A 12,544-nucleotide genomic window follows, 5' to 3' on the forward strand; every position below is an offset into this window, starting at 1 on the left:
CTTTCTTCCCCCTAAAATTTACTTTTGTACAAACATTGGACAATCTGCTGAATGGTCAATTAATTCTGCTAATTCATCATCTAATTTCATAATGGACACAGATGCACCACCCATTTCAAGTGATGTACTATAGTCGCCTACATAAGATCGGTGAAGGTTAATCCCTTTTTCCTTTAACATTTCGTTTACTTTGTTAAACATAATATATAATTCCATTTTTGTCGTTGATCCTAAACCATTTACTAAAACTACGACCTTTTCCCCTGATGAAATCGGCATATCCGTTAAAATATCCTGCACTAAACGCTCGGTTACTTCATCAGCTGTTTGAAGCTTCCCCTTTTCTACACCAGGTTCACCATGATGCCCTAACCCTATTTCCATTTCATCTTCACCTAATTCAAAGCTCGGTTGACCTGTTTGCGGGAGAGAACATGGTGTTAAGCCAACCCCCATGGAGCGAGTGTAATCGTTTGCTTTATTAGCAACACTTACAAGTTCATTTAATTTATAGCCTTTTTCAGATGCAGCTCCGGCTACTTTTGTGATGAAAAATTCTCCTGCAATTCCTCTCCGCTTTTCTTTTTCTTCTATTGGAGCAGAGGCAACATCATCGGTTACAAGAACAGTTCCGACTTCAATACCATACTCTAAATCAGCCAAATCAGCAGCCATGCCAAAATTCATAACATCCCCTGCATAATTTCCGTAAATATATAAAACACCTTCTCCTTTATCAATCACTCGTGTAGCTTCTAAAATTGGGTCTGGGGGAGGAGAAGCGAAAATATTACCTACTGCGACGGCATCTGCCATTCCATCTCCTACATATCCCATAAATGCTGGTTCGTGACCGGAACCACCGCCAATAAGAACACCTACTTTACCTTCAATAGTTGGTTTTGCTGTTACAATGGAACGTTTATTTTCTTCAAGAAGCTTGACATGATTTGGATGTGCTTTTATATAGCCTGAAATCATTTCATCTACAACATGATTTGGATTATTTATTAACTTTTTCATTATTTAATTACCCCTTTCAAGAACTCCTGTTCCTTATCATTAATCTGTTTAACCTTTCGAGCAGAATTATCACTTGGGGAACCTGATTCTAAAAAGACCTTTACAATTTGTTTAGCTGGCTCTATCCCAATAACTTTTGCACCCATCGTCAAAATTTGAGCTTCATTGCTTTCTCGAGCTCGTTCAGCTGAATAAGTATCATGACATAAAGCCGCACGTATTCCTGGTACTTTACCAGCTGCAATGGCCACTCCGATGCCAGTTCCACATACTAGAATTCCTCGCTCGATTCTGTTACCCATTATATCACCAGCAACATCAAATGCCACTTGTGGATAATCAATCTCACTACAATTATCCTGACAACCATAATCGACAACTTCATAGCCTAATTGAGTCATATATAGCTTTAAACTTTCTTTCATCTCAAAAGCATTATGATCAGAACCAATACCAATTTTCATTATGAATCTCCTCTTTCTATCTTTATGTCTGAATAAACAACCCTTTTCATTTATACGTTTATTTTTTCACTTTATCGTTCGTAAGTCAATAATTTTTTATCGTTTATTTTCATTTAATTTTATTTATTTTCACTTTAAATTAAAAAGGACAACGCCATGTTAAAGTTACGTGACGTTATCCTTTTAATTTTATTGTGCCGCTTTCAATCTTTCTGCTATTTCTTTATTCTCAGATTTAGGCAACGTAACATACTTCATTAGGAAGGCACTAAATAAATGTAACCCAGCAAAAATCCACACAATTCCAGCAGTTCCAACCGTTCCAATTAATAAACCGACTATAACAGGTCCAATAAATGTACTTAAGCCTGCCCCTAAATTTAAGATAGACATTGCTGCCCCTTTATTTTCTGGTGATAAGGACGGTATTAATGCAGATAAAGGTACATAAGCAGCTAAACAAGCTCCAAACAAAATTGCCGCAAACGTAGTTGCCCAATAATTGGCTCCAACAAATGTCGGCACATAAAATAAGGCTAAGAAAGTGATACTACATCCGACTCCACCAAACCACATAATTGTATTTCTCCAACCCAATTTATCCCCGACTATTCCAAAAATAAGGTTGAATATAACATTACTTGTCCATAAAGCTCCATAGATTTGTAGCCATTCGGTCCTAGTGAAACCAAGATCCATCATATAAGTAGGTAAGAAGACGACTAATCCATAAGCGGCTGCCGTATTAATCGTTCTAACAATACCACCTAGACCAATCTTCGGATTTTCAAAAGCGATTGTCACTCCTTTTGCCACATATTTTAACGCATCTGCTTTTGTATTAAATTGTTTACTTTGAGAAGAACTTTTATTATTGTTTAAGAGAATAGCTATTGTCGTTCCAAGTAATGTGAATATTAAAGCACTCCATAATGTATTAACTTCTCCTAAATAAGGCAAAGCAAAGCTAGAATAATAGGCTCCAAGTACATTTAATCCTCCAGCAAAAGATACCCAAAACCACCCAACTGCGGTCCCTAGCTTTTCTTGTGGTGCATAGTAAGTAATCCACACTAAAAAGGAATAAGCAAATAATGGATAACCTAAACCACGAAGCGAATAAGTCGGTATCATCACACCAAGGTTCATTGATGGGATTCCTGCTGTTAAGAAAATAACTGTACCTGTAGCAAACATCGCTACTCCAATTAGCATTGCTTTTCGCACCCCTAAGATTTCAGCGAGTACCCCTGATAACCATGCGGCAATCGCAACCGCAAACCCGTAAATGCTAAACAAAAGAGCCGATTGCTGAACCGTTAAACCGCTTTCAATTAAATAAGCTGAAAGCCAACCCATTTCAAGGCCTTCCCCTACCATAAATATCATGACACCGAGATAACCAAGTGCCATTTTTCCATCCATGCCAGCTTTCCCTAATAAACCTCCTGAATTCATATGCATGACCACCTTTATTTAGTTGTTTGAGAAGTAAGCTAAGTTAATATTCACTTACTTCTCAATTAAAAATGTTAATTAGTTATGTGGATTTAAAATAACTTTTAATGAATCCCTTCCTTGTTTAACTAAATTAAACCCTTTTTCAAATTCCTCTAAAGGTAATTGATGTGTGACAACACCTTCTGTTGGCAAATCTCCATTTTCAATTCCTTTAATAACCGGCTCATAACAATAGGGTCCTAAATGTGAACCTAATACATCAAGTTCTTTACGATCACTAATAATACTCCAATCAACCGTTACAGGCTCTTTAAATACACTAAACTCAACAAAAGTTCCTAATTTACGAATCATTGATAACCCTTGTTCAACAGATTTTTGTGCACCAGTTGCTTCAATATAAATGTCACAGCCATATCCTTCAGTCAAGCCTTTAACAATAGCATCCACATCTTCTTTTGCTGGATTAATGACCATATCAGCTCCAAATTTCTTTGCAAGTTCTAAACGATCATCGAATAAATCAAGAACGATTAATTTCCCTGCTCCAGATTTCTTAATCGCTCCAATCATCCCCAACCCTAAAGTTCCCGCACCAGCAAGAACGACAACATCACCAAGTTGAATTTTGGCTCTTTGAACCGCGTGCATTGAGCAAGCATATGGCTCAATCAGAATCGCTTTTTCAATTGGTAAATCATCAGGTACTTTATAGTTAATAGCTTCTTTAGTAAATTTCATATACTCTGCCATTGCCCCATTTACATTATTTTGGAACCCGTAAAGATCATGCTTTTCACACATCCAATACTGGCCACGCTTACAAAAACGACAAGCCCAGCACGGAACAATTTGTTCAGAGATGACTCTGTCCCCCACTTCAAATCCTTCTACACCTTCCCCTAGTGCAACAACATGGCCAATAAATTCATGTCCTGGAATCATAGGAGCTTTAATATAAGCTGGTTGATTCTCATCTCCCCAGAAACTAGGAGCTCCATCATAAGCCTTAATATCACCGGCACAAATCCCGCATGCCTCAACTTTCACTAAAATTTCTCCCTCATGAATCGAAGGAACATCCACAATTTCATATCGATAATCTCCAGGTGCATAAGCTATAACCGCTTTCATTTTTTCTGGAATGCTAGCATTTTCACACATATTACAAATCTCCTCCACAAAGTAAATTTATGATATCCCTTAATACCACTCTAAAAACGACTACAAGACCTTTTTATTGAAAGTAAATAATTTGAAAACACTTTTATTTTCTATTGTTTTCGTTTACTTTCAAATTAACTTTCGTTTTTTATCATTATAGTACCTTCATTATTAATTAGTCAATTTATTTTTTTGATTTTATTATCTTTTTTGAATAAATTAAAAAATGCCACCCTAAGTAATTAGGACAGCAAACTACATCATTACATTAACTAACATCAATCATAATACAGCATCAACATATTCAAATACTCTAGTAGACATCTTTATTAGCTTTATAGAAGTTTAATATCCGACTTCTCCATAAGCTGAATATATTCATTTGATAGCTGGCCATCTGTAATAATCGTGCTAATTTCATCCACAGTTGCAAAAGTGACTAATGAACTTTTGCCGAACTTGCTATAATCCAAAAGGGCAATTACTTTAGAAGACGCTTTCACCATTTCCTTCTTTAATTCAACTTCATATACATTAAAATCTGTTAGTCCCTTTTCGAAATCAAAACCACTAGCTGAGGTAAACATTAAATCAATATTAATTTTACTTAATAGTCCCGCATCAATTGTACTTTCTAAAGAACCCGATCCTGTTCTAATTACGCCACCTATGAGAATAACAGTAAATTCAGGAACATCTCTTAATTCAAGTGCGGTATAAATCCCATTGGTTACAATCGTTAACCTTTTTGGATTTTCCTTTAATCTTTTTGCCAATTCTAAAGCCGTTGAACTAGCATCCAATAAAATACATTGATTAGCAGAAATGAGCTTTTCTGCTTTTATACTGATTAATGATTTTTCTTCCTTGTTTTTCTTTTCACGGTTTGAAAAGCTAAACTGTTTTTCATCAAACTGACCAATTATCGCCCCACCGTGAGTTCTTTTTAATAAACCTTCCTTTTCCATATCACTAAAGTCCGTTCTAAGTGTTGCCTCTGATACGCTAAGCCTTTTAGCTAACTCCTTTACAGTCACCCTTTGTTCTTTATTTAAGTAATCCAAAATTTTACTTCTACGCTCATGCATAAACATTTTCGACACAACAATCATCCTTATATTATATTAGTTATCTCTATAATATTTTATTATATCTATTTCTTCAACTAAGATCACTACAAAACGAAAAAGAAATGATGGTATTCAATGACAATCAATAGTTTTCGAACTATTCAAATGATATAATAGCAACTATACTCACATACTTTCTTCAGAATGTTTACTTCATTATTTGTAATTCTTCCACCTAGTAATATATTCTAGTGGAGATTATGAGGATTTTTGGCGGGCTATTTTTATAACATGTGAATTATTTAGGCAACTAGCACAAGATGTCGCGAATCACTTTAATTTTACTTACCCACTGGAAGACGACGATAATATGACAAAGTATCTTAAACATATAAGTACCTTACCTGCTGATGCAAAAGAAGTTTATTAATTTAGCTTTTTATCAGAAAAGGAGATATCACAACAAAAAGAGAAGCCGATTTACTTGATTAATTGGCTTCTCTTTTTGTTGATTCTAAAATGCTCTCTACATTTTCAAATTTTCACTGTTTTGTATATCTACCTCAAAAGAAAATAGATATTGGACCCTTACATTAGCCCTAGTATATCAATCTGTCGTGTCTGCCCTGTTATCCTCGCTCAAGGAATCGAACTCATTAACTACATATTATGGTTTATAGTTAATTAGATACTTTAGAGACACTTAATATCTGTAATTTAACAAAAAATTAATCGCTTAATCCACTTTCTGCACAACGAGCATGTATAGAGACTCCGCAGGAAAAAACTTCTCAGTTATCTGGAATCCTATATCCTTCATTTCGTGCTCCATTTCTTCCATTGTAATTCTTGGTGCTTTCTCAGAACTTCCTTTTGGCTCAAGTTCCAGACAAATTAGATAGCCCCCTTTTTTAAGTACATTTTTCATTTGCTGTAATAGTGGTGCCAGTGTCTGAATTTCATGCAGTACTAGAGAAGCAATAATCATATCGATAGAGGCATCAGGTAAAGGAAGTGCCACCATACTTCCCTGCACAGGGACAATATTCGTGAGCTGTTCCTTAATGGCTTTCTCATTTATTATTTCAAGCATAGCAGCGTCGATATCTAGCGCGTATACGTTGCCTAGAATCCTTTTTGCCGCAGGGATGGAAAAATAACCGGTTCCAGCACCAAAGTCTAATATGCTATCCGTTTCTTTTAAAGGAATCATGTTCAGCAGCTGTTCCGAGGAGAATTCTTTTCTTCGTTCAGGACTTTCCAAGTATGATACTTTTCCATTACTGTTCTTACAATGTGAGCGATGCATATATATATCCTCCTTTTTATAAAGCAGCTGTTTAAGCATGCCGTTTCTCCTGGTTAAATTTTTCTTCAATCAGTGCTGCATTAACAGCCATAGCAGCCATGCTGCCTTCCCCAGCCGCCATAATTAATTGGGAGGGGCCAGCCATTCGTGTATCTCCGCAAGCATACACCCCTTCCGTATTCGTGCGTTGCCAGCTGTCAGTTGCAATCCCGCCTTGCTCGTTAAACGTATATTCGAGTGAACATTCAAAAGAAGCTGCCTGTTTCCATTCTGCAGATATAAACCCTCCTTTACGGAGTACTGTTGTTCCATCTTCAAACTGGATTTTTTCCAACATCCCTTCTTCACCAATGAAAGTGGCAATCTTCTTTTCATTAATTCTGATGCCTTTGCTTTTGAGCAATTCTTGTTCTTCATACGAAAGAACTTTACTGCCATTGGTAAAAATAATTAAATCGTTCGTCCAGTTCGACACCAGCTTTGCCATATGAAACGCTTTATGATCATCTGCAATCACTGCCAGCGGTCGATCCCTTAATTCCCAGCCATCACAGAAAGGACAGCTAAACAGGCTCTTCCCATAGAACTCTTTCACCTGCGGGATATCCGGAAGGACTTCCTTAAAGCCAGTTGCGAGAATGATTTTTCTCGCTCTGTATACTTCCCCATTTTCTGTCTCCACCTCGAATAAATTGTTTTCTTTATTTATAAGATGCACCCGTTGCTTTTCAATCCTCACGTCCGGGTACCGGCTTAATTCTTCCTGGGCAACCCTTTTAAGTTCCTCGGGATGTATGCCGTCCCTTGTGATAAACCCGTGAGACTCCGAAGTAACCGCATTTCTCGGTTTATTATCATCAAATAGGATAGTTTTACGTCTTGATCTTCCAAGGACTAAAGCAGCATTCAGCCCAGCCGGTCCTCCACCAATAACAGCACAATCTACTATCATCTTATACACTCCTTAATTTGAATTTTTTCCTTTGTTTTGTTTGGATTCTACTTCTTTAGCAGTATCAATCAAAAGTTTGGATTTTAGTTCATCCTTCATATTTTCCTCTGCCTGCCTCATAACATTCTCAATCAAGCAGCCTTCGTGATGAATGGAGCAGTCGAACAAGCTAGTTTCACCTTCAATCGCATGAATAACATCCAAAAAGGATATCTCATGCTTGATTCTTGAGATTTTATAGCCTCCCTTCGCACCAGGCGTCGACTCGATCAAACCAGCTTTCGTAAGTTTGGTTAAGATTTTAGAAAGGTACGTTGGGGAAAGCTGCTGCATTTCAGCTAATTCCTGCACTCCGACTGTGTTTGCCCCAGGCTGTACTATTAAATAAATCATCGTATGCAGGGCGTAGTTTGTCGCGTTTGAATATTTCATATATAACCTCCTCACAACAAAAAGATATTAAAGAGTCTTAATGTCTTTAATTTAAATAAATTTATCATTAGACGTGGAGGAAGTCAACTAAGGGGTTTTAAAAGCCCATTTCAGTTATTTGGAAATTAAGTATTTAGAAAATGTTAAAGAGTTAAAATTGAAAATGAATGGAAATAATTCTCTTATGTTATTATCTTTGAGGATAAGTTGGTTAAAGCTTTAAAATTATCATAAAGTATTATATTTCATGGGTCACACATCGAGAATATGATTTTTCATTAACTGAAGCTTTAGTTGAAAAAAAAGGCACAACATATTAGTCATATATAATATGTTTGCCCTTTAATTTATCTATCTTTTTTCAATTTAGGTCTTGATAACCGAAAATATCCAACCTTCTAAAATATAGGCTCAATTAGGAACCATCTTTGTCCTCTTGTTTAAATAAATATTTAAGTGGATGCTGCTTCTCATTAGTGAATTCCAAAAGGAAAGGTCGAATCGCATATAACATAAAAATATAAACTAATGCGTAATAGGAAATAGACAATTCTAACTGCGTTGAGATTAAGAGGGCAATGATCGTTAACGGTAAAGTTAAAAGAATCAATCCGAGTATTCTTTGGCTCGCCTCCGCAGTTAAAAATTGATTCTTTTTACATTTCGTACAACTTTTCCTATCATAAAAAATAAATAACTGACTCCATTTAAATAAATGGCCACAATTCCAACATTTCGCTTTTTTCATTTGCTCCCCCCTATATGTTCACTTTCTACATTTAAATGAAAAAAGAGCTACCTCAGCAACTCTTTTTTCCTACTCGTTAACAGCTTAGTTTAATAGGCTGCTTTCTCCCATTCCTCACGTAAAATCCCCATTCGAATAGAATCATAATATTGATTGTTATAAAAGCGAACTTTACGAATCCGAGCTTCCATTGTCATTCCGAGCTTTTCGGCAACTCGAATCATTCGCTCATTTCCAGACCATGTCGTTAAACCAACTCGCACTAACGGCATTGTATGAAATAAATGACTGATCCAAAGTTTGAGAGCACGTGTCCCAAGTCCCTTACCCCAATTTCCTGGTTGATAAAAAATAATGCCCATTTCAAGCCAGTTCTTTTGAGCATCTTCATAATAATATGAGACGGTTCCGACTATTTCACCCTTGACCGTTATAACCCAAATGTTTTCTGCTCCAATCCAATTCGTACAATCTTCAAAAAAACTTCTCATACGTTTTGGCTTTATGAGGAAAATAAGGAGCATCCCACTTTTTCCATTCGGGTTGTTCTTCCCTAAAAGTGAGCTCCCAAAGTCGTGGTAAATCAGCTTCTATGATTGGACGAATTGTCACTTCATTATTGGTATCCATTCAAATCCTCTTTTCAATTAATTAGTATTCCGACAAGATTGAAAAGAAGATAGCTTATACTAACTACTCTTCAATCACCTTAGTTGCTAAAATCTGTTTCATCTAAATCCCACCTTCCATTAGTTGTCAGAAATATCATAACATTATTATTTTATTTTGAATAGATTCCTTGGACCATAATCGTGACAAATCATGTATATGACAACCCAAAGCTAAAGTTTTTTATGTTCCATTCACTCAGAGCAATTTCACTAACCTTAGCCCTCTCTCAACTCTTCTTCAACAAGTGCTCGCAAATGCTCAATCGCCTCGTCATTTGTTGGATCTAGCTCGATCGCTTTTTTAAAATAACGAGTAGCTTCCACGCGGTCACCTTTTGCTTGATACATCTCACCTAAGCTATCATGTAAATTAGTAGATTCTAGGAAAAGCTCTACTGCCATCTTTAACAGAGCGATCCCTTCATCTATTTTCTTATCTTCAAAAAGCTCGTATGCGACATAATTTAATTCTGCCTCTAATACATTAAAGCTAGCCTCTATCTCTCCGCCCTTAATCTGCTCAAATTTTTCAAATGTCAGATTCTCCCCCGACTCTATCAATGACTTCGCTAAAAAACGGGCTAGCGAGCGTTTTACCCGTTCAACCTTTTCACCTAATATAACATCAAGAACCGCTTTCCAGATAATAGCCGTGCCGCTGTAATCATTATTTGTAAAAAGGATAATGCTTATTTTTTCCTTTGGTAAGACGATTAAATTGCTACGAAATCCAGTATCCAAGCCTGAATGAGAATACATCTTACGGCCTTTATATTTGCCCATAAACCATGCCAAACCTACCTCATCCATCTCTTCTCCCCAACTTGCCTTTTGTATTGGGTCAAACATTTTCACAAAATAATCTCCACTGATTAATGATTGTTTCTGAAATAAACCGTTATTGTGTAGCATAATTGCATAATTTGTCATTTCCACTAAGCTTGTACATAACGTCGAGCTAGCGGCATGACGACGGTTATAAGGAAAAACGGAACTAACTTTAGGTCCATAAGTACTGTCCATAGATAAAATATGTGGAGTCGCGATTTTACTACTATTAAGTGCCGCCTTTAAGAAACTACTCTCATTCATTCTTAAAGGTTTTAAAATTCGCTCCTCAACATATTTTTCAAATGGTTGACCAGATACCTTTTGAATGATATCTCCTAATATTTCAAAGGCCGTATTGCTGTATTCAAATTTTTCACTAGGCGTAAAGTTTAACTTCTCATTTTTTTTACTCTTAACATATCGTTCAATTGCCAACTCGTCATATTCAGGATTTTCCCAATTAAATTCATATTCATTAGGGATACCAGAACTGTGACTTAATAGATCGCGTGTTGTAATAAAACGATATCGTTTATCTGCTAAGCAGAAATAAGGCAAATAAGAGATAATTGGTTCATGAAGGTTTAAATCACCTTTTTCAACTAATTGCATGATAGCTAAAGCAACAAATGTTTTGGAGATAGAAGCTGTATGAAAAAGAGTATCCTTCGTCACGGCTTCATTCATCTCCATATTCATCACTCCAAAACCGTTCATATATGTCTTCTGATTTCCCTGAACGACCGCAATTGCGAGTCCTGGAATCGGTTCATTCGTCATTAATTCTGTTAAGATTTCATCTAGTTTATTCGTTATTTGTTTTATAAACATCACTTTATTCCTCCAATTAATCGTTTTGTATTAGAAAAATAAAGCCCTGTATCTAAGAGATATTCAAAAAAAAAAAACCAGAGCAACCCAAAAAGATGAGCGCTCTGTAGTATTTGTAAAAACACGATACAAGAGGCTTCATAATGGATAAAAAGGCATACTTATCCCTTGTTTTCTATCAACAGAAAAAAACAAGGTCATATACACATTTCATTAAAATCCATTATAAAGTTACCATTGGTCGTATTTTCTCCTCTCGAATATCTCCACATTAATCGTACTTTTAATTTATCTGAAAAGCAAGAAAAATACTAAAAAACTTAATGCTTCTTTCCTTCTTTTATTTCTTTTAAAAGAGTTATGATTTCTTTATTTTGCTCGACTTGTAAATTTGAATTTAACTTTATGATTTTAATCCATCTAATCACTAATGCACCTAAAACAATCGATACAAAAAATAAAAACACTCCAAAATCAATCTCCAATTGAGTTCCACCTTTATTCTAATATTTTATGAAAATGGCCAGTGAACATAAAATCATCAAAAATTAATAAACTTTCATCAGCTTTGCTCGACTTATTCACTCGGTGCGACCAACTCAACCTTAATACGGTCTGGATCCTCAAAATAAACCGCATAATATTCAGGACCACCTGCAAAAGGATGTTTCTCCTGATAGAGGAGCTTTACCCCCTTTACTTTTAACTGCTCAGTCATTATATCTACATGTTCTCTTGAACTTGCAAAAAAAGCCAAATGATTTAAACCGACACGACAACGGTGATAACGTATGTCTAAAAAGCGTTCCTCTGCTTGTACAAAAACGAGGTATGAATCTCCTAATTTCCAGCTCTGTCCCCCGTCCCATTTTTGAAATGTTTTATACCCTAGTTCCCCCAATAACCAGCCCCAGAACTTAGTACTTCTCTTCAGATCAGAAACATAGATTTCTATATGATGAATAGCTCCCATTGCCAATTACCCTTCCTCTACTTTCCTATGTAAATTTAAAAAGTCAGCTTTAATCATCGAATACATATACAAATCATCAAATTTTCCTGCTGTAAACTCATAGTTTCTTAGTAAACCTTCACGAATAAAGCCGTGCTTTTCAACCAACTTTTGTGATGCTAGGTTAGCAGGTTCAATTAATGCCTCAATTCTCTCAAATTCTAATTGTTCAAATCCATATTGAACGACTTGTACAAGTGCTTCTCCAGCAAGACCTTTACCCCAATGGTTATTACTTAATTCAAAACCAATCTCGGCTCGATAATGTTTGTGGCTCCGGTTTAAAAAACCACAACTTCCGATCACTTTTCCTTCTTCTTTTAACGTAATTCCCCATCTCATTCCTGATTTATTTTCTAAAATGGAGTGATACCAACCGATCTCTTCTAATGCATCATCAATTGTTTTAAAAGGAGTTAACCCCATATGTTTGACGACTTCTTCCTTCGATAAATAAGAAAGCAAGTCCTTCGCATCACTCTCCACTACTTCCCTAAGTATCAATCTTTCTGTTTCTAAAACGGGTAAGCGATTAATCATTTTTCCCTCCTATGTTTTCTCGTTTTTTAAATCATT

The 12,544-nt window shown here is 35.9% G+C and carries 14 protein-coding genes and 1 pseudogene; 1 reads left to right on the top strand and 14 read right to left on the bottom strand.

The window, feature by feature from the left end; genetic code table 11:
• Window positions 1-18 precede the first annotated feature (18 nt).
• From BALCAV_RS04390 to BALCAV_RS04410, 5 genes are all read right to left on the bottom strand, one after another.
• Window positions 19-1,023 carry a dihydroxyacetone kinase subunit DhaK gene (locus BALCAV_RS04390; RefSeq protein WP_003323080.1) on the bottom strand — a complete coding sequence of 335 codons (1,005 nt, stop codon included), beginning with the start codon at window positions 1,021-1,023 and terminating at the stop codon, window positions 19-21.
• The gene (locus tag BALCAV_RS04395) at window positions 1,023-1,487 is read right to left on the bottom strand and encodes an RpiB/LacA/LacB family sugar-phosphate isomerase (protein WP_003323079.1); all 465 of its coding nucleotides are present in this window, start codon (window positions 1,485-1,487) and stop codon (window positions 1,023-1,025) included. Before BALCAV_RS04395 ends, BALCAV_RS04390 begins: the two co-directional genes overlap by 1 nt.
• Before the next feature lie 189 nt (window positions 1,488-1,676).
• Window positions 1,677-2,945: an MFS transporter gene (locus BALCAV_RS04400; RefSeq protein WP_003323078.1), complete on the bottom strand. Its 1,269-nt coding sequence runs from the start codon at window positions 2,943-2,945 to the stop codon at window positions 1,677-1,679.
• Window positions 2,946-3,023: 78 nt separating this feature from the next.
• Window positions 3,024-4,112 (bottom strand): erythritol/L-threitol dehydrogenase, encoded by a 1,089-nt coding sequence (locus BALCAV_RS04405; protein WP_003323077.1) that lies wholly within the window; start codon window positions 4,110-4,112, stop codon window positions 3,024-3,026.
• 335 nt (window positions 4,113-4,447) lie between these two features.
• Entirely contained in the window at window positions 4,448-5,224 is a 777-nt protein-coding gene (locus tag BALCAV_RS04410; protein WP_326938288.1) for a DeoR/GlpR family DNA-binding transcription regulator, read from the bottom strand.
• A gap of 199 nt (window positions 5,225-5,423) precedes the next feature.
• Between BALCAV_RS04410 and BALCAV_RS21510 the strand changes: the two genes are divergently transcribed.
• Entirely contained in the window at window positions 5,424-5,612 is a 189-nt protein-coding gene (locus BALCAV_RS21510) for an aminoglycoside 6-adenylyltransferase (protein WP_081939211.1), read from the top strand.
• A gap of 306 nt (window positions 5,613-5,918) precedes the next feature.
• Here the strand turns inward: BALCAV_RS21510 and BALCAV_RS04415 are convergent, their stop codons facing one another.
• From BALCAV_RS04415 to BALCAV_RS04450, 9 genes and pseudogenes are all read right to left on the bottom strand, one after another.
• Window positions 5,919-6,530 carry a class I SAM-dependent methyltransferase gene (locus BALCAV_RS04415; protein ID WP_003323075.1) on the bottom strand — a complete coding sequence of 204 codons (612 nt, stop codon included), beginning with the start codon at window positions 6,528-6,530 and terminating at the stop codon, window positions 5,919-5,921.
• Window positions 6,523-7,443, bottom strand: a complete 921-nt coding sequence (locus BALCAV_RS04420) for an NAD(P)/FAD-dependent oxidoreductase (RefSeq protein WP_003323073.1) — start codon at window positions 7,441-7,443, stop codon at window positions 6,523-6,525. Before BALCAV_RS04420 ends, BALCAV_RS04415 begins: the two co-directional genes overlap by 8 nt.
• Before the next feature lie 12 nt (window positions 7,444-7,455).
• Window positions 7,456-7,875 (bottom strand): Rrf2 family transcriptional regulator, encoded by a 420-nt coding sequence (locus BALCAV_RS04425; protein ID WP_003323071.1) that lies wholly within the window; start codon window positions 7,873-7,875, stop codon window positions 7,456-7,458.
• 415 nt (window positions 7,876-8,290) lie between these two features.
• A complete protein-coding gene (locus BALCAV_RS04430) occupies window positions 8,291-8,623 on the bottom strand; it encodes a TIGR04104 family putative zinc finger protein (protein WP_003323070.1) in 333 nt (110 codons plus the stop codon).
• Window positions 8,624-8,712: 89 nt separating this feature from the next.
• Window positions 8,713-9,253 (bottom strand): annotated as a pseudogene (locus BALCAV_RS04435) (GNAT family N-acetyltransferase).
• Between the two features lie 257 nt (window positions 9,254-9,510).
• The gene (locus tag BALCAV_RS04440) at window positions 9,511-10,956 is read right to left on the bottom strand and encodes a serine hydrolase domain-containing protein (protein ID WP_003323069.1); all 1,446 of its coding nucleotides are present in this window, start codon (window positions 10,954-10,956) and stop codon (window positions 9,511-9,513) included.
• A gap of 320 nt (window positions 10,957-11,276) precedes the next feature.
• On the bottom strand, window positions 11,277-11,441 hold the full coding sequence (locus BALCAV_RS22530; RefSeq protein ID WP_168771621.1) for a hypothetical protein: 165 nt from the start codon (window positions 11,439-11,441) through the stop codon (window positions 11,277-11,279).
• Between the two features lie 92 nt (window positions 11,442-11,533).
• Window positions 11,534-11,935, bottom strand: coding sequence for a VOC family protein (locus BALCAV_RS04445; RefSeq protein WP_003323068.1), 402 nt, complete (start codon window positions 11,933-11,935; stop codon window positions 11,534-11,536).
• On the bottom strand, window positions 11,936-12,508 hold the full coding sequence (locus BALCAV_RS04450; protein WP_003323067.1) for a GNAT family N-acetyltransferase: 573 nt from the start codon (window positions 12,506-12,508) through the stop codon (window positions 11,936-11,938).
• Between the last annotated feature and the right edge of the window lie 36 nt (window positions 12,509-12,544).

The organism is Alkalihalobacillus alcalophilus ATCC 27647 = CGMCC 1.3604 (assembly GCF_000292245.2).
Taxonomy (GTDB): Bacteria; Bacillota; Bacilli; order Bacillales; family Bacillaceae_D; genus Alkalihalobacillus; species Alkalihalobacillus alcalophilus.